17 protein-coding genes are annotated in these 17,920 nt (G+C 61.1%); 4 read left to right on the top strand and 13 right to left on the bottom strand.

Going from position 1 to position 17,920, the window contains the following annotated elements; translation table 11 throughout:
* The first annotated feature begins 53 nt into the window (after nt 1-53).
* Nucleotides 54-278 (top strand): YgdI/YgdR family lipoprotein, encoded by a 225-nt coding sequence (locus HX803_RS26710; protein WP_178924878.1) that lies wholly within the window; start codon nt 54-56, stop codon nt 276-278.
* A gap of 178 nt (nt 279-456) precedes the next feature.
* Here the strand turns inward: HX803_RS26710 and HX803_RS26705 are convergent, their stop codons facing one another.
* Entirely contained in the window at nt 457-621 is a 165-nt protein-coding gene (locus HX803_RS26705; protein ID WP_176998315.1) for a hypothetical protein, read from the bottom strand.
* 191 nt (nt 622-812) lie between these two features.
* On the opposite strand from HX803_RS26705, the gene HX803_RS26700 reads away from it, so the two are divergent.
* On the top strand, nt 813-1,085 hold the full coding sequence (locus tag HX803_RS26700; protein WP_178924876.1) for a hypothetical protein: 273 nt from the start codon (nt 813-815) through the stop codon (nt 1,083-1,085).
* Here the strand turns inward: HX803_RS26700 and HX803_RS26695 are convergent, their stop codons facing one another.
* The 8 genes from HX803_RS26695 to HX803_RS26660 form a co-directional block, all read right to left on the bottom strand.
* Nucleotides 1,086-2,516: a lipase gene (locus HX803_RS26695; RefSeq protein ID WP_178924874.1), complete on the bottom strand. Its 1,431-nt coding sequence runs from the start codon at nt 2,514-2,516 to the stop codon at nt 1,086-1,088.
* A 67-nt stretch (nt 2,517-2,583) separates the two neighbouring features.
* Complete coding sequence (locus tag HX803_RS26690; RefSeq protein WP_178924871.1) at nt 2,584-3,912, bottom strand: TolC family outer membrane protein; 1,329 nt, start codon at nt 3,910-3,912, stop codon at nt 2,584-2,586.
* Nucleotides 3,913-3,914: 2 nt separating this feature from the next.
* Nucleotides 3,915-5,228 (bottom strand): HlyD family type I secretion periplasmic adaptor subunit, encoded by a 1,314-nt coding sequence (locus tag HX803_RS26685; RefSeq protein WP_178924869.1) that lies wholly within the window; start codon nt 5,226-5,228, stop codon nt 3,915-3,917.
* Nucleotides 5,225-6,976, bottom strand: a complete 1,752-nt coding sequence (locus HX803_RS26680; protein WP_178924867.1) for a type I secretion system permease/ATPase — start codon at nt 6,974-6,976, stop codon at nt 5,225-5,227. Before HX803_RS26680 ends, HX803_RS26685 begins: the two co-directional genes overlap by 4 nt.
* Before the next feature lie 103 nt (nt 6,977-7,079).
* Nucleotides 7,080-7,448, bottom strand: coding sequence for a protease inhibitor Inh/omp19 family protein (locus HX803_RS26675; RefSeq protein ID WP_178924865.1), 369 nt, complete (start codon nt 7,446-7,448; stop codon nt 7,080-7,082).
* Nucleotides 7,449-7,496: 48 nt separating this feature from the next.
* Nucleotides 7,497-8,930 carry a serralysin family metalloprotease gene (locus HX803_RS26670; RefSeq protein ID WP_178924863.1) on the bottom strand — a complete coding sequence of 478 codons (1,434 nt, stop codon included), beginning with the start codon at nt 8,928-8,930 and terminating at the stop codon, nt 7,497-7,499.
* A 367-nt stretch (nt 8,931-9,297) separates the two neighbouring features.
* Nucleotides 9,298-10,401 (bottom strand): P1 family peptidase, encoded by a 1,104-nt coding sequence (locus HX803_RS26665; protein WP_178924861.1) that lies wholly within the window; start codon nt 10,399-10,401, stop codon nt 9,298-9,300.
* A gap of 9 nt (nt 10,402-10,410) precedes the next feature.
* Entirely contained in the window at nt 10,411-11,775 is a 1,365-nt protein-coding gene (locus tag HX803_RS26660; RefSeq protein WP_178924859.1) for an APC family permease, read from the bottom strand.
* Between the two features lie 200 nt (nt 11,776-11,975).
* Between HX803_RS26660 and HX803_RS26655 the strand changes: the two genes are divergently transcribed.
* A complete protein-coding gene (locus HX803_RS26655) occupies nt 11,976-12,761 on the top strand; it encodes a helix-turn-helix transcriptional regulator (RefSeq protein ID WP_178924857.1) in 786 nt (261 codons plus the stop codon).
* An 800-nt stretch (nt 12,762-13,561) separates the two neighbouring features.
* Here the strand turns inward: HX803_RS26655 and HX803_RS26650 are convergent.
* Genes HX803_RS26650 through HX803_RS26635 form a run of 4 tightly spaced genes read right to left on the bottom strand, consistent with a single transcriptional unit; the run spans nt 13,562 to nt 17,334 of the window.
* Nucleotides 13,562-14,641 carry a polyamine ABC transporter substrate-binding protein gene (locus HX803_RS26650; protein WP_178924855.1) on the bottom strand — a complete coding sequence of 360 codons (1,080 nt, stop codon included), beginning with the start codon at nt 14,639-14,641 and terminating at the stop codon, nt 13,562-13,564.
* A gap of 60 nt (nt 14,642-14,701) precedes the next feature.
* Complete coding sequence (locus HX803_RS26645; protein WP_176998327.1) at nt 14,702-15,043, bottom strand: cupin domain-containing protein; 342 nt, start codon at nt 15,041-15,043, stop codon at nt 14,702-14,704.
* A 26-nt stretch (nt 15,044-15,069) separates the two neighbouring features.
* Nucleotides 15,070-16,476: an FAD-binding oxidoreductase gene (locus HX803_RS26640; protein WP_178924853.1), complete on the bottom strand. Its 1,407-nt coding sequence runs from the start codon at nt 16,474-16,476 to the stop codon at nt 15,070-15,072.
* Between the two features lie 48 nt (nt 16,477-16,524).
* Nucleotides 16,525-17,334, bottom strand: coding sequence for an AraC family transcriptional regulator (locus HX803_RS26635; protein WP_178924851.1), 810 nt, complete (start codon nt 17,332-17,334; stop codon nt 16,525-16,527).
* Between the two features lie 257 nt (nt 17,335-17,591).
* On the opposite strand from HX803_RS26635, the gene HX803_RS26630 reads away from it, so the two are divergent.
* Nucleotides 17,592-17,864 (top strand): DUF1652 domain-containing protein, encoded by a 273-nt coding sequence (locus HX803_RS26630; protein ID WP_176998330.1) that lies wholly within the window; start codon nt 17,592-17,594, stop codon nt 17,862-17,864.
* The last annotated feature ends 56 nt before the right edge of the window (nt 17,865-17,920 follow it).

Here is a 17,920-nt window from a genome sequence, read left to right as displayed (position 1 = left end):
TTTGTTGCCCGCTGCCGTCTGGTGCGGGACTTTTCAAGGTTAAAGGTAGGGTTATGAGCATGAAGAATTTGGGTCTGCCGCTGGTTGCACTCACTTTTCTGGTTTTGGCCGGTTGCGCAACGCAAACCGTCGTGACGCTGCAAAACGGTACGCAGTACCTGACCAAGGATCAGCCCAAGACAAACACCGCCGACGGTTTCTACGAGTTCGTCGACATCGCCGGCAAACACGTGCGAGTCAAGGCCTCCGACGTCGCCACCGTCCGCAAGGAAAACTGATTGTAGTGAGCGGGCTCGCCCCGCGCCGCGGTACACCAGGCCCCCTTGTATTGACCTGATACACCGCCGCGCGGGGCGAGCCCGCCCACTACAACGACCGACCGGTCGCGCAGCGCAAACCGTCGTGACCATGAAAAAGCCCCGCATCGGCGGGGCTTTTTGTTGGAGCGCATGGGTGTCAATACCGGTAGTACGGGTGGTAATACGGGTGATAGTAGGGATGGTAGTAGTAGGAGTGGTAGTACGGCCGGTAGCAGCACGGCCCCGGATAGGCCGGGTACACCGCACACCCGCCCAACCCCAGCAGCACCACGGCGCACAGTAACAATCGAAGTCGAGACATGCTCAATTCCTCACACATGACGCGCGAAACCTCTCGCAGGTAGTCATTGAACGTGTGAGCCCCGGGCAATCCGTCGCGGCATCGGCCCGCCGGTCAGTGAAGATTTTTTTACCGAAGGATTTGCCCCACTGTCGCGTTTAACCGGTAAGCCCCTTCAACGTCGAAGGCGGCAGAACGGAGGAACGACGGCCATGGCACTCATGTCCCGAACGGTACGCGCTCTTTTACTCATTCCCCTGACCCTGGCGGCCCTGGCCAGCGCGCCGGCGTTTGCCGACACCCTCATCATTCGCCAGCCGCCCCGGGTGATCGTGGTGCAGCAACCGCCGCCACCGGTGTATTACGGCCATTGGGGCTACGGCCCGCGGCCTTATTACTATCCGCATCACTATTACGGCTACGGCTATGGCTACCCCCACCGGCCCTATTGGGGTGGCGGCTGGCGGGGGCAGCACTGGCGTTGATCAGCCGATCACCACACCGTCGGCCCACAGGCCCCCATGGCCCACGCCCACCAGGGTGACCGAGTCGTTACCAAAGGTGAGCACCGTATCCGCGCCGACCACCTTGGCGTGGTCGCGCAGATCGGTGCTGCCCTGCACGTCCTTGAACACCAGCGTGTCGGTGGGCTGGTAGCCGATGATGCGGTCATTGCCAAAGTGCCCGCTGAACAGGAAGGTGTTGTGGCCACTGTTGTCGCGGATCGTGTCGTTGCCCTTGCCGCCTTCGATGAAGTCAGCCCCCTTGCCGCCCTGGATCAGGTCATTGCCGTCGCTGCCGATGATGAAGGTGTTGCCCTTGTGGGGCTCGGCGTTGCGGTTGAGGTCCTGCACCCAGGTGTTGGCGCGGGCCGGGTCGGACAGGTTGGCGACGATTACCGTGGAATCGCGGGTCATCTGGTCGTAAAACCCGGATTCCACAATACGCGTCATGCCATCGCCATAGCCGGTGGGCAAATGGGAGATCCAGGTGGGCAGGTTGACGATGGAAAACGGCAGCACATTCCACAAGGTCGACGCGTAGTGATCGTTGAAGCTGACGATATTGTCGGTGGTCGACTCGTGGGGTTTGTCGTGCACCCCCAGCGACGACAGGTTGAAGGATGAGCCATCCAGCGCACGGAACACCGGGTCGTTTTCATAGCCGATATTGAGCACCTTGTCTCCGGCACTCTGGGTCGGCGACGCATAGGCAACGTAGTTGGCGTCCTTGTAGAAACCCGCCCATTTGTTGTTGCTCAAGTCGGCCATGCTGTTCACCGCCAAACCGCCCAGGCTGTGGCCACTGACCACCACGTCCTTGCCGCTCAGGCCGTGGGCGCTGGCGTAGTCAGCGACGTTTTTGAGCAAGTTGCCAAAGGCCTCGCCGCTGTAGTTTTTCGCGTAATCCTTGGGCCCCAGCGCCGCCAGCAGGTCACTGACCAGGTCGCCGATGGAATCGCTGATCAAGGTTTCCCGTGGGCCCGAGGTGCCACGAAAACCGATGCCGATTTCCAGGAGCTTGCCGACGTCATCGTACTTGCCCAACACCTCGACTTGCGCCGTGGTGTAGCCGGCCTTTTCACCGAAGAACGTGCCTCGCGCATCCACCTTGCCGGTGTAACCCAAGGTGCTCGCACTGATTGGCGTCCAACCGGCTTTTTGCACGGCGTCCAACGCAGCTTTTTCCGAGTCCGGGTTCCACGGAATGCCCGGAATCACCCCCTGGGAATCGGTACTGCCCAGCAGCGCACCGACCAAGGTGGCCGGCAAGCCGAGCCCCAGACCGTTGTGCTGGTAGCCCACGGCAAAGCCGTTATCCAGGTTGTGGTAGGAATACAGCGTGATCGCCATGGCATCGGCAAACAACGCTTTGGAGCCCTCGGAACCGAGGTTTTTATAGTCGAAGATTCCCATCGCAGCGCCTCTTTTTGTTGTTGTACAAACCCCACTGTGGGCGCCGGCAAGCCGGCTCCTACACGAATCAATGACCGAAGGCTTCGTCCACCTTGGCCAGGTCGGTGTCACGCAAATTGCCGGCGTAGTAATGCAATTTGGTCCAGGCCATCAGGTAGTCGTAACGGGCCTGGGCCAGGTCGCGACGGGTGCTGTAGAGCTGCTGCTCGGCATTCAGCGCATCGAGGTTGACCCGTTCGCCACCGAGGATGCTTTGCCGGGTCGACACCACCAACGCTTCGGCCGAAGCCAAGGCCTTCCGATAGGCGCGCAACTTGCTGACGCCCGACAAGCAGGCGCTGAACTGACGGCGCAGTTCGATCAGGGTTTCGCGGGTCTTGCCTTCCAGCTCGTACTCGGCCTGCTCCATGGCGCGACTGGCCTGGCGCGTCGAGGCGGAGACGCCGCCACCGGCGTACAACGGCATGCTGACTTCCACGCCGATGGTGTTGGTGTCGTAACGCTGGTTGTAGGTGTTGCCGCTGTCGGATTCCTGCTGGCGTGAGCTGGCATACGCGGTGATCTTGGGCAAATGCCCGGCACGGTTGCGCTCCACTTCGTAATGCGCCACCTCCACGGCCTGGCGCTGGGACGCCAGCGTCGGGTTATTGCTGATCGCCAGCTCGTGCCAGCTGTCGTAGTTGGCCGGTGCCAGGGCGAACGCGGCGAAGCTCGGGTTGAGCCGCGCCAGGTCCTGGATATTCACGCTTTGCACACCGATCAACGCGCCCAGCTCGCGCAGCGATGCGTCTTGTTCATCCAGGGCCTGGATCTCTTCCGCGGTAGCCAACTCATAGCGTGACTCTGCTTCCAGAATGTCGGTGCGGGTACCCTCGCCCTGCTGGAACAGATGCCGGTTCTGCTGGAACTGCTGCTCGAAGGCTTTCTTCTTGGCGCGGGCGATGTCGATCTGGTCCTGGGCAAACAGCGCCTGGGTGTAATAGGTCAACACCCGCACCAAGAGCGCCTGGCTCTTGTCGCGAAAGCTCTCGTCGGCAAACAGCGCCTGGGCTACGCCTTTGCGGTAGTTGGCATAGGCTTCGTAGTCGAACAACGGCTGCTGCAAGCTGAAGGTAGAACCGTAGCTGCTGTAGTTGCGGTCATCGTGGTAATTGCCGCCGCGCCCGTCGGGCAAGGTGGCCTGGGAGTTGTTGCGGCCTTTGTTGTAGTTGTAGGACAGCTTGGGCAGCAAGCCGGCACGGCCGATGGTGCGGTTTTCCAGGCCGGCATCGCGCTCCTTGATGGCACCGAGGAACACCGGATCGTTGCGCAACGCCTGCTCGTAGACATCAAACGGCCCCATGGCCGCCTCGGCGCTGGAACACAGGCACAGTAAGGCGAGGAACACAGGCTTCATGCTCATTCCTCGGTCAACGCAGAACCGGCGCGATCGAGCAGCGGCTTGAACAGGTAATTGAGCAGCGAACGTTCGCCGGTACGTACAAACATCTCGGCAGGCATGCCCGGCTTGATCACCAGGCCGTGGAGTTTCTCCAGCGCCGCCTCACTCACGGTGGTGCGCAGCACGTAGTACGGCGCGCCGGTTTTTTCATCAAGCATCTGGTCGGCAGAGATCAGGCTCACCTCCCCCGGCACGCGGGGGGTGCGGCTCTGGTTGAAGGCGGTGAACAAAATATCCACGGGCAAGTGGGTGCCCACTTTGTCCACCAGATGCACCGGCAAATGCCCTTCCACTTCCAGGCGCGTGCCCTGGGGCACGATTTCCAGCAGGGTTTCGCCAGCGCGCACCACGGCGCCTTCGGTGTGCACGCCCAGGTTGACCGCAATGCCGTCGGCCGGCGCGTTGATTTCGCTGTGTTGCAGGTCGAAACCCGCCGAGGTCAGTTGCTGCTCCAGGGTCAGGCTGCGCAATTGCGCGTCGGCCAGTTGGCTGCGCACTTCCTTCTGGTACTCCTCGCTGTGTTGCTGCAGCTTGAGGCGCGATTCAACAATGCCCTGCTCCACGCGGCCGCTTTCGCCGGTGTTCTGCGCCAGGTCCTGTTGCACCTGGGACAGCTGGCGCTGGTATTCCATCAAGCGGTTGCGTGGGATGTAGCCGTTGTCGGCCAAGGGCTGCAGGTTGCTCAGTTGATCGCGCAGGGACTGGGCCTGGGCGGTCAGGTCGCTGCGCGCTCGGCGCATGCCGCCCAGTTGCGCGGTGGCACCGTCAATGTTTGCGCGAATGCCGGCCTGCTCGCGGGCAAATGCCTCGCGGCGGCTGCTGAACAGTTGGCGCTGACCTTCCAGCACCAGCGCCAGCGCTGGGTCGGGGTTGCTGCTCAACTCGACCGGAAAGAGGATGCTGGCACGGTTGTCGCGCTCGCTCTGCCAGCGGGCGACGCTGGCCCAAGCCATGCGGTACTGGGCCTGCAGCGATTGCACGTCGGCCTGGTTTTGGGTCTGGTCAAGGCGGAACAGCGGCTGGCCCTGCTTCACCGCCTCGCCTTCGCGCACCAGAATGCGGCTGACCACGCCGGGGCTGAGGGTTTGCACGGCCTTGCGCTTGCCCGAGACCACCACCGTGCCCTGCACTGGAATGCCCTGGTCCAGCGGCGCCAGGCTGGCCCACAGGAAGAAGCCGCCGGCACCGACCACGGTCAGCAGCCAGCCCATGCGTACAAAAAAGCGTGCGTCGCGTTGTTCAAAACGCGGTTCAACAGTAAGGCTACTCATGCGCCGGGGTTCCTTGCGGCTTGATACTGACGGCTGAGGCTCACGCCGGCCTTTTCCCGTGGGGTTTCCTGCTGCCCGGACAACGCTCGCAGCACGTCCTGGCTTGGCCCGAACGCCTGCAGGCGGCCTTCGTTGAGCACCAACAATTTGTCGGCCTGGGCCAACGCCGAAGAACGGTGGGTGACCAGCACCACGCTGCTGCCTTGGGCCTTCATCTGCACAATGGCGCTGGCCAACGCGGCTTCGCCGACGGTATCGAGGTTGGAGTTGGGTTCGTCCAGCACGATCAGGCGCGGCGCGCCGTACAACGCGCGGGCCAGTGCCACCCGTTGTTTCTGCCCGCCCGACAACCCGCCGCCGTTGTCCCCCAGCACAGTGTCGTAGCCCTGGGGCAAACGCAGGATCAGCTCATGCACCCCGGCTTGTTGAGCCGCCTTGACCACCTGCTCGGGGTCGGCGTCGCGAAAGCGCGCGATGTTGTCGGCGATGCTGCCGCTGAACAGTTCGATGTCCTGGGGCAAGTAACCAATGTGCGGGCCGAGGTCATCACGGTCCCAGCGATGGATGTCGGCACCGTCCAGGCGCACGATGCCTGCCAGGGTCGGCCACACACCCACCAACACGCGGGCCAGGGTGGACTTGCCGGAACCCGAGGCGCCAAGCACACCCAACACTTCGCCGGCCCCCAGGTTGAAGCTGACCTGCTGCAAGGTCGCCACGCGCCGCCCGGGCGGCCCGGCACTGACGTGCTCGAAACTCACCTGCCCCTTGGGCACCGGCAACGCCATCTGCTCAGCTTCCGGGGGAAACTCGCGCAACAGGTCGTCCAGGCGTTGGTAGGCCAGCTTTGCCGAACTCCATTGCTTCCACACCGCGATCAACTGGTCGATGGGGCTGAGTACACGGCCCATCAGGATGGAGCCGGCGATCATCATCCCGGCGGTCATGTCGCCCTTGATCACCAGCAGCGCGCCCAGGCCCAGCACCAACGATTGCAGGCACAGGCGCAGGGATTTGCTCAGCGAGGTGATCACCGAGCCGGTATCGCTGGCCTGGTTCTGCAAGCCGAGGAATTGCGAATGCACGGCAAACCAGCGTTTGCGCAACGCACCGAGCATGCCCATGGCCTGGATGGTCTCGGCGTTGTGCAAATGGCTGGTGGCCAGTTGCGTGGACTGCTGGGAGAAGCCACTGGCCTCCCCCAACGGTTTTTTGGTCATGTATTCATTAAGGCACGCCAGGCCGATCAGCAGCACCGCGCCCGCCGTGGCCAATACGCCCAGCCACACGTTGAACAGGAAAATCACGAACAGGTAGATGGGAAACCACGGCGCGTCGAAGAACGCGAACAGCGCAGGTCCGGTGATGAACTGGCGCAAGTGGGTCAGGTCCCCCAGGGACTGCCCGGCATGCCCCTGGCCGCGTTGCAGGTTGCGCTCGAACGCCGCTTTATAGACGCGCAAGTTGAAACGCCGCTCCAACTGGCTGCCGATACGGATCACGATAAAACTGCGGATGACTTCCAGGGTGCCAATAAAGGCAAAGAAGCCCACGACCATCAACGTCAACATCACCAGGGTGGTTTCATTCTGGGAGGACAGTACGCGGTCATACACTTGCAGCATGTAAATCGACGGCACCAGCATCAGCAGGTTAATCAATGCGGTAAAACAGCCAATGCTGATCAAAATGCTCTTGTATTCACCCAGCGCCTTGAACAAGGGCGCAACGGCATGGGGCTTGGCCATATGTTTTGATCTTCCTTGAACCTAATTGCGCGCAATAGTTGCCCACCCCCAGAACAAGGGACAGCCAACTAATAAAATCAAGTTATATGTTTATAACGAACAACTAAGGCGTGCGCTGCAATATCAGGATGGTGCCCGACGGAGTGCGCCCCTGGTATTCGCCGTCTTTCTGGCGGTTCAAGTGGGTAATACCGGTGCCTTCGGCATTCATCAGCCAGATCCCGTCCGGCGTCGGTGACCAGCTCCGGGGCGTGTCGCCCAGCCATTGGGTTGCACAGGCCACATCGCCGCCCAGGGCATTGGCCTGTTCCAGCAGGTCAAGGGCACAGACCTGGTCCTGTTGCTTCAACGCCCAGTGCCCGGCCAATTGGGCGGTGGTGGGTAACACGAGACTGCTCGCCATTGCGTGGGCTCCTGCCGACACGAACAACACCTGTGAAACACAGGCGATCAAATGAGAAAAACGCGGCATTTCCAGCTCCTTCCAAGTGCGCGGCGCCGAAGCGCCGCGCGCTTTACATCACGCCACGATATCGCTGACCGCTGCCTGGCCGACGGTGGTGACGAGGAAATCCGCCACGCCGTGACCCGAGAAGTCGACTGCCAATGTACCCAGGTTGGTGCCTGCCGCGTAGGTCAGTACAGCATCACCGGCATGCCCGGTAAACGCATTGACGAAGGTCAGGCCTGCACCTTTGGTAATGCCGGACAGGTCGATCTTGTCCGAACCCGAGGTGAAGTCAAAGATCTTGTCCGACGCGCCTGGCTTGGAGTCCGAGCTGGCCCCGTAGACGAAGGTGTCGTTGCCGGCACCGCCCCACAGTTGGTCCGCACCGCCACCGCCGTAGATGATGTCGTTGCCGGCACCGCCCTTGATGACGTTCGCTGCGTTGTTGCCGATGATCAGGTCATTACCCGAACCACCGAAGGCATTCTCGATGGTGACACCCTTAGCGATGGACACGTTGCCCACCAGGCCGCCAACGTCGGAGAACGAGGCCTCATTGAGGTTGATCTTCTGGTTCTGGGTGAAACCGGAGAAGTCCAGGGTGTCGTTGCCACCACCGTCCCACACCGAGAACACCAGCTTGTCGGCGTTGGACGTAGCGCTGTAGAAATCACGCCCGGTGTTGGAGTTGAAGCCGTAGGTGGTGTCACCGGCGCGGGTGCTGTAGTTGGCGCCGTAGAGCTTCTGGATCGCGGCAATGTCGTCGATCAGCGGGCCCGAAGCGTAAGCCTCGACGCCGCCTTTGCTGAAGTTCTGGTTGGTGTTGCTCTCGCTCCAGTAACTCATGACGCTGTAGCCGCGCGTGTCCTGTCCATAGGTCGCGTCGTTGTAGGTCGGGTTGCCGTTCCCGGCGTTGTAGTCGCCAGGGTGAGCCAGCCCCAGCGTGTGGCCGATTTCGTGGGTCAGGGTCTGCCGGCCGTAGTTGTTGAGATCCGGCGTCTTGTTCGGCGTGTAGCTGCTGTTGGTCAGGTACCACGAGGTGCCGTCGTAGCCTGCACCGGTGCCGGGCAGGTAAGCGAAGGCCGCTGCGCCGTCCTGGCCACCGCTGTAGTTGCCGAAGGTCATGTGGGCGTCACCGCCGGTGGCCTTCTCGGTGAAGGTCACGTTGGCCACGTCCGACCAGGATTGCATGGCCAGTGCGGCCTGTGCTTTCTGCTGGGCGTTGAACTGGCTGAACCCGGAGATGCCATGTTTGTTCATGGTGCTCGAGGAGGCCGAGGTGAGGAAAGTGTAGGTCAGATCGATCTTGCCGTTGCCATTGACGTCCCGGTACGCCGCGCCGTCCCGCAGCAGCTGGGTGGCTGCCTGGTCCACGGAGTAGGACGGTTTGCCATTGACCGTGAGGTTGCCGCCACGGTCGTACAGATGGCTGAAGCTATCGATTTGCGAGTACGCGGTGCTGGCTTGCGCGGCAGATACAATAGCTTTGTCTTTCACTTTTGACATAAACGTACTTCCTTGTTTGCAAGTGCATCAGTCTTTGTTCGATAGGAACCCCGCGGGCGAGATCGTCCTATCACTCGCCTCTTTTGAAGGCGTAAGAAAACTGACACAACTTGAAATCATTCGTCTACATCTATTTCCCGCTTTAAAAACTGGCCAACTAATATTTCTCGCAAGTCAAATCCAGTATTTGCTGGGCCGCCTTGAGTTTGTCCGACAAAAAACATCCTCCCCTTATTTAAATATTAAATACCGCTAAAGCCGCCCCACTCTAATGGCGGACTTAATTAATGGATCCAATATATTGTCACGGTGTCATTGGCAACATTAAAGAGCCACTAGTTATCATAATAATCAGAGTTGCCCCCTATTACCGGGACACACTCCAGCCTGTCGTGCGCAATGCCTGTAATAAGGTCTCGGCTTTCAAGCCCGGCACTGTCACACCGTCGTCAGTGAGCATGTCTTCCCCGGCCAGGATCGCGTTGATGATCGCCTCCTCCACGGCCTCGGCGGCGGCGCTGAACAGCGGGGAAATATGGTCGTTATTGACCATGTGCAGCGCGGTACTCAGGGGCAAATCCTTGCGCCCGTAGTCGGCGGGCGGCAATGCCGTATTACCGGTCGCGAATGCCAGGAACAGGTCGCCGCTGGAATCCTCGGTGCCGCCGCCCGTGCGCGCAATGCCGATGGACGCGCGCTGGGCCAGGCGCTTGCATTGGTGAGGCAGCAACGGTGCGTCGGTGGCGATGATCACCACAATCGAGCCCATGCCCGGCGTGCCGCGCTCCGCGAACGGTGACGGGATGTCCATCAACGTGCGCCCCACCGGGTAGCCATCCACCCGCAGCTCTTGACGCTTGCCATGGTTGGCCTGCACCAGCACGCCGACGGTCCAGCCGCCCTGCTCGGCCGTCAGGCGCCGCGACGCCGTGCCGATGCCGCCCTTGAATTCGTGGCAGATCATGCCGGTGCCACCGCCCACCGCGCCTTCCTGCACCGGGCCGCCTTCGGCACTTTCCAGGGCTTGGCGCACATGCTCGGGTTTGACGTGCTGGCCCCAGATGTCATTGAGCAGGCCGTCGTAGGTTTCCATCACCACCGGCATGCACCAGTACACCGCCGGGTCCGCCAGGCGCTCACGCTCCAGGGCGATCAGGGTATCGCGCACGATGCCGATGCTGTGGGTGTTGGTGATGGCCAGCGGCGTGGTCAACAGCCCGGCTTCGCTGATCCACTCCAGGCCCGTGGCGTCGCCGTTGCCATTGAGCACGTGGTACCCGGCAAAACAGGGTTGCTGCCGCGCCTCTCCGGCACGCGGCTGCACCACCGTCACCCCGGTGCGCACCTGTTTGCCGTCGACACGAGTCTTGAGCGTGGTGTGACCGACCCGCACCCCCGGTACATCGGTGATGGCATTCAACTCGCCGGGCATGCCCAGCCCCAAGGTGATGCCCAATTGACGTGCACGCATAACCACTCCTTACAATTTCTGAAACGCCGGACTCAACCGGCCACTGATGCAATACAGAATCACCGACAGGGCCAGCAAGCCGATGATGATCATGATGTCGCGCACCGACGCCGCGGCCACCAGGGTCACCAGCAGATAGCCCGCGCCCAGCACCGCCAGCAGCGCCGGAACGGGCCACAGTGGCATGCGATAGGGATGCTCGCGGTCCCGCAGCAATACCCGACTCATCAAGGCGCTCAACGCCACCACCAGGTACACCAGCATGATCAGCAATACGCTGAACGAGGTGAGGTCCGCCAGGTTGGAGCTGAAACTCAACAGTGCCGAGGGAATCGCCAGGAACAGCGTAGCCAACCACGGCGAATCCCAGCGCGGGTGAATACGGGTGAACAGCTTGTTGATGCCTGGCGTCCACAGTGCATCGCGGCCACTGCTGAACACCACGCGGCCAATCTGGATGACGATGGCGACAATCGCGTTGAACACCGACAGGAAGATCCCGGCGCTGACCAGGCGTGACAGGGTTTCGTTGCCGTGACTGGTCAGCAGATAACCGATCGGGTCGGGACTGCTGATCATCGCACTCAGGGACGGCGCGCCGATCAGCAGCGCGGTGATCGGCACCAACTCGATGATCACCACCAGCCCCAGGGACCACAGCACGGCCTTGTGCACGCCTTTGCCGCCGCATTTCATGTCTTCGGCCAGCAGCACCGCCGGGCCGTAGCCATTAAACGAGAACAGGCCGATGCCCACGGCGCCGATGACCAAGGCCCAGGGTGCCAGGTGCAGCGCCCCGTTTTCGACGATCTGTGGCTGGAACAACACGCTGGCCGGCTGCACCGGGTTGCCGAAGCCGAGAAACACGATCACCAGCAGCGCAGCGACTTCGAGCAACAGGCAGGTGCCGGTGATCCAGGCGTTGAGTTTGATATTGAGGATGCCCAGGGCGTAACTGCACACCACGATGACCAGGGCGACGGTTTGTGAATCGAACGTCGTACCCAGGGCGTTATTCAGATAAGTCGCCGCGCCGGTGGCCAACACCGGCGGGATAAACAACAGCATCACCAACACCGTCAAAAACGTCGCATACCCGGCCATGCCGCCAAACACGCGCTTGGCGTACACGTACTCACCGCCCGCGCTGTTATGGGCACGGCCCAGCTCGGCGTAGCAAAAGGCAAACATCAGCGCGAGCACGGCGGCCATCACAAAGGCCAGGAACACACCGCTGCCGGCCTGCTGGATGGCAAAGGGCGCGATCACGAATACGGAACTGGCCGGGGTCACCGCCGAGACGGTGATGGCGACCACGTCGAAGACACTCAAGGTGGGTTTCAGCACGCCATCGGGCGTGGGGGAAGTGCTCATATCGTTATCCTCTGTCGTTGTTTTTGGTGTGAGGCAGAAACGAAACGTCTGAATATCGCGAGATATGTTTCCCGCTGAATGATGGCAACCATAAACAGGGCGTTCATGTCAGCCAATTCCCCTATTGGCGTACTCCCCTTGACGCCACCCGGCAAAAGCCGAACCCTTGGCCGATCTTTGGGTTGGCGGGAGCCTGTCACATGAGCCTGTTTCAAGAAGTCGGCCTGCATGCCGGGTTGGGGCGCACCGTCGCGCACATCGGCACCGAGCGGTTCTGGAAACAGCTGGTGCTGTTGTTGCACCACTGCCTGCCATTCGATAACGCCCTGGCGATTTTCTACCCGGCCGACGGCCCGCCCCAGGCCCTGGAAGAGTATGACGCCCAGCCCAGCAGCAAGCCGGCGTCGATGCTGGTGTACCTCAATGGCCTGTATTTGCTCGACCCGTTTTTCCAGGCCTGCCGCGAGGGTTATGCCAGCGGCGTGTACCGCCTGGAGGAAGTCGCGCCGGACCATTTTCGCCAGAGTGAGTACTTCCTCAATTACTTCCACGACAACGTGCTGGAAGACGAGGTGCAGTTCATCCTGCAACTGCCGGGTGCGGGCACCTTGTCGTTGTCATTGGGCATGCAGCGGCGGTTCAGTGCCGAAGAGACCGGGCTGATGACTACGGTGGCGAATTGGGTATTGCCGTTGATGCAGCAGCATTGGCAGCAAAGCACCCAACGCCCCGCAGCGATGGACAGCCAGATCCGCGATGCGTTGAGTCATTTCGGCTGTGGCGTGCTGTCGGACCGCGAACTGGAAGTGGCGCGGCTGGTATTGCGCGGGTTTTCATCCAAGGCCATGGCCGAACGCCTGAATATCTCGCCGGACACGGTGAAGGTGCACCGTCGGCACTTGTACGCGAAGCTGGATATTTCGTCACAGCCGGAGCTGTTTTCGTTGTTTATCCAGTCGTTGGGGCATGACCTGGAGAATCCCTGAACGAGCGAGTCTGGATCATCGAAGACGACAGGCTTTGATACGCGAATCCTAGTGATGATCAGCCTCGACGCCCATCCCTTAATCAGCCTGGCCCTCTATGATCAGGTTACAGTCAACCCGTCGACCTTTGGCTGACTTGAAAGTCACCCCGGTAAGGCTTAGCAAACCGTTACTTCCTCTGGAAAACACGGCAGAGCCTTCCTCTGCCGGCTCGGAGTCAGGCGATTCAAAAGGTTTGTAATACATTCCCAGAAGCTTGCCATCTCCCAAGCTGAGCAAGCCACTGGGAGTATCACCTGCGAGTGTCACCTGGAAAGCTTGCCACCTGTCCTCAGTACCTTGTTGTCCGATACACCGCTCCTCTCCGAATTGCTGGTCATGGTAGACCGTAGCGGATTGAACGTGCCTGGTGGTCCCGTCGGGATCGGTTATCACCCCAGCCCATGACCCGGTGAACCCGTCAGTGTTGAGTACTTTTTCTAAAGCTGTCCTATTCATATCTCACCCCTAGCTGTGTGCTGGAACGACGAGTGAATAAAATAGGGGGAAAACTAAAAAAAAGAACCTGTCAGAAATGGCAGTATAAAAAGTGGATTACTTATAGCCATTGTCGCAGATGCATCTGCACGCGATGCACAGCCGGATCTGTTTTCTTTGTTTATCCAGTCGTTGGGGCATGACCTGGAAAACCCCTGACACCCCACGACCTGTAGGAGTCCGGCTTGCCGGCGATGGCGATCTTGCGGGCGCTATCGCCGGCAAACCGGGCTCCTACGGGTTTGGCGGGGTGACATCCAACCTCAGCGACCGGTACGGATGGTGTTCCACACCCGTGTACGGATCCGGTCGATGTTCAGCGGCATCGCTTCCAGCGCGAACAGCTTGCCCATCATGTCCGGGCTCGGGTACACCTTGGTGTCGGCCTTGATGGCCGGGTCTACCAGGCTGTCGGCGGCGGCGTTGCCATTGGCGTAGTGCACGTAGTTGGTGATGCTGGCCATGACTTCGGGGCGCAGCAGGTAGTTCATGAAGGCGTAGCCGGCTTTTTCGTCGGGGGCGTCGGCGGGCATGGCGACCATGTCGAACCAGATCGCGGCGCCTTCCTTGGGAATGTTGTAGCCGATGTTCACGCCGTTCTTGGCTTCCTTGGCGCGACTTTCAGCCTGCAGGATGTCACCGGAGAAGCCCACGGCCACGCAGATGTCGCCATTGGCCAGGTCAGCGGTGTACTTCGAGGAGTGGAAGTACGCCACGTAAGGCCGCACTTTCATCAGCAGGTCTTCAGCTTTCTTGTAGTCCTCGGCCTTCTTGCTGTGGTGCGGCAAGCCCAGGTAGTTCAGCGCGGCCGGCAGCAGCTCCGGGCCGTTGTCGAGGATTGCCACGCCGCACTTCTGCAACTTGGCCATGTTCTCGGGCTTGAAGATCAGGTCCCAGGAATCCACCGGCGCGTTGTCGCCCAGTACCGCCTTGACCTTGTCGATGTTGTAGCCGATGCCGGTACTGCCCCACAGGTACGGGAAGCCATGGGCATTGCCCGGGTCGTTGGTTTCCAGGGCCTTGAGCAATACCGGGTTGAGGTTTTTCCAGTTGGGCAACTGGCTCTTGTCGAGCTTTTTCAGCGCCCCGCCCTGGATCTGCCGGGCCATGAAGTGGTTGGAAGGAAACACCACGTCATAACCGGATTTACCGGTCATCAACTTGCCGTCGAGGGTTTCGTTGCTGTCGTACACGTCGTAGGTAAAGGCGATGCCGGTTTCTTTCTGGAAGTTCTTGGTGGTGTCCGGCGCGATGTAGTCCGACCAGTTGTAGATCTTCACCGTCTCGGCGGCCTGGCTGATAGAGGCCACCAACATCAAGGGCAACAGGGCAATGGCTTTCATGGTTCGATTTCCTGGCGGTTTTAGGGCTGTTTTTATGGCAGGCGATCAAGGATCAAAGCGTTACAGGATCAATACGTAGGTCTTGCGCACGGTTTCCTGGATGTCCCAGATCCCGGTGCTGTTGGCCGGCAACATCAGTGCGTCGCCGGCTTCTATGTGAACAATTTCACCGTTGTCAGGGGTGAAGGTGCAGCGGCCCTGGATAAAGTGGCAAAACTCCTGGGATTTGATCTGCCGACGCCAGACGCCTGGGGTGCATTCCCAGATGCCGGTTTCGACGCCGTCGCTGCGCTCAACGCTCAAGGTCGAGGCCACGGCGATGGGCTCGCCCAAGGGCACGGCCACCGGTGACGAGTCGGGCAAGTGGGCGTTCAGCGTGTCTTTGAATTGAGTGATGCTCATGGGCTTTCCCGTGTGAGTGAAACGACTTAGTGCATGAAACCTTCCATGAACCCGGCCACGCCGGTCGCCAGCTTGCGGCGCCAGGGGGCGGTGTTGGGGTTGGCCAACACCTGGTCTTCATGGACAAAACTGCGAATGATCGCGTTGTAACCCAGCCACCGGCACGGCTCGGGCTCCCAGGCCTTGAGCGCCTCCAGGCCCCGTTCGCGGATGACCCATGGCTGGTGGGTCAGCGGCGTGTCCAGGCCGAGGATCAGGTCGGCCAGGGTGCGCCCACCCAGGTTGGTGGCGCCGACGCCCTCCCCGCCATAACCACCGGACAGCGCGATGCCGGTCTTGTGGTCGCACAGCATGTGCGGACGGAAGTTGCGCGACATGCCGAGGTTGCCGCCCCAGGAGTGGGTAATCCGCACCTTTTTGAGCTGTGGGAAGAGTTCGCCGAACAGGTAGCGACGCAGCTCGACCTCGCTGTCGGTCAGATCGAAGTTGTGGCGCAACTTGCCGGCGAACTGATAGCCGCCACGGGCACCAAACACCAGGCGGTTGTCGGCTGAACGCTGGCCGTAGGTGACCTGCCGGCTGCTCTCGCCGAACGCCTGGCCATGGCTCAGGCCGATTTCATCCCAGGTGCTGGCGGGCAGCGGCTCGGTGGCGACGATCAAGCTCTGCACCGGCAACTGATAGCGCCCCAATGGCGGCAACGTGTTTGCATACCCTTCGACGGCCGGCACCACCCACGCGGCGCGCACACTCGCCTTGGCCGTGCGCAGGCTGCCGGACTGCCAATGGGTCACCGGGCTGTTTTCGTAGATCGTTACGCCCAGGCGCTCCACCGCCCGCGCCAGGCCGCGCACCAGCTTGGCGGGGTGGATGGTGGCGACATGGGGTGCATAGATACCGCCATAAGGCTTGGCGATGCGGATCTGTTCGGCCAATTGCTGCGGGCTGAGCCAGCGATAATCGTCCTCGGTGAGGCCTTGGGCGTGAAGCTTGTCCAGGTAACGGCGCAGGCTGCCTTCCTGCTCCGGGTAGCGCGCGGCGCAGTACAAGGCGCCGCCCTTGCGGTAGTCACACTCGATGCCCTCGCGGGCCAGCACCTGGGCCACCTCGTCGGGAATGCCGTGCAGCAGGTCAAACGAGGCGCGGCGCTGTTGCGGGGAAAGGCCAGCAAGCAGCCGATCCTCACCCAGCAAATTGCCCATCAGCCAGCCGCCGTTGCGCCCGGACGCGCCGAACCCGGCGGTCTGTGCCTCGATGATCGCTATCTTCAGTTCGGGAGCCTGGCGCTTCAGGTAATAGGCGGTCCACAGGCCGGTATAGCCGGCGCCGATAATGGCCACGTTGACATCCAGGTCCTGCTCAAGGGACGGCCGCGCCACCAGCGGGTCGTCCAGCTGGTCCATCCATAAACTGATATTGCGCCATGCCGGCATGCCAAGCTCCCCTACCTCGTTTCGATAGGGGGATGCTAGAGCGCGGTGTCAGGGGCTGTCTTGCGCGCGTGCACGCAAAGAAATTTGTTTGACGTAGGCCTTGGGCGACTGGCCCGTGTGCTGGCGAAAAGCACTGTAAAACGCCGACAGCGAATTGAAACCGGCTGCAAACGCCAGGTCATCGACCTTGATCGGTGGCGCGGCTTTATCCAGGGCGGCGAGCAAATGCTGGAGCCGAGCCTGGTTGACGTAGCGGTAGAAGCTCTGCCCCAGCACCTGGTTCAGCAGGTAGGAAATCTGATTGCGGCTGTAGCCACATTCCTTCGCCACCCGTTGCAGGTCCAGCTCCGGGTCCAGGTAGGGTTGCTGTTGCTGGAAATAGTGCTGCAGGTCATTGGCCATATGCCCCAATTGCTGGGGCGACAGGCCCAGGCGGCTGACCGTGGGGCGCATCGTCTGGGCGGGTTGTTCATGCACCAGGGACGCGTATTCGTTGACCCGCCAGATCAGGCCGTCGCGCACGGTGATGGCCTCGCTGGTACGAAACGACACCAGCCCCTGGCCGCCGCGCAAGGTGATGCGGTACTGGATAAACGCGGTATCGCCGTCGGCACGGATACGGTCGGTGTGCTCGATTGCTTCATCGACGCCACGGGGCATGCTGGCTTGCAGGTACTCGCGCAACTCGGCATACCCCACCACGCGGTTCTGGAAGAAATCGTGGTACTGGATGTCCGGGTGGTAATAGGACATCACCCCGTCCAGGTCGCGATGGCGCCAGCAGAGGCTGTGGCGCAGCACCAGGTCGCCGGTGGCTTGGGTGTTCTGGCAATCATCGTCTGAGGCGATGTCAGGCATGGAAGGCTCGGCGGCGGGTAAACCCTGGAGATTGCCGAATTTTACCGGGGCCTTCAATGGCCAATTGGCACTTCTGACTAATGGCCTTTTGCCTAGCTTTGGGTAGGACATGACCCACGTCAATTTCATGGAAAAGAACCGCCGAACGGGGCGAAAAAAGTCACCGCAGTGTTAGGAACGAATGCTATTTTGAGGGTCTTCAACGCCACGACCAGTGAAGGTCATGGCCCCCTGCCGCGAGCTAAAGGAAGCGCTCAATGAACAAGGTGGGCAACATGAACAAAGTGACGTTTCCCAACGCCTGCCAACTGATGCGCTGGCATTTTCATCCGATGGGCTTCGAGGGGAGCATGGACGCCCCCGGCAGCATGGTTGCCCGTTTGTTCGACCGCGCCAGTGGCGAAACGCTGATCGCCATCGCCGGCATCCCCTGCGCCACCGTGATGAATGCGGCCGATGTGGAGCGCATCATCGAGGCAGTGGAGGATGAGCTGGAGTCGTTTATTCCGCCGCAGTCTCTGCGGGCGTGACTCAGACTTATCGGATGATTAATTTCTAAATGTGGGAGCGGGCTTGCTCGCGAAGG

The organism is Pseudomonas sp. P7548, from assembly GCF_013386585.1.
Taxonomy (GTDB): Bacteria; Pseudomonadota; Gammaproteobacteria; order Pseudomonadales; family Pseudomonadaceae; genus Aquipseudomonas.
The sequence above is the reverse complement of the archived record's forward strand: the minus strand, read 5'-3'. Positions and strand labels throughout refer to the sequence as shown.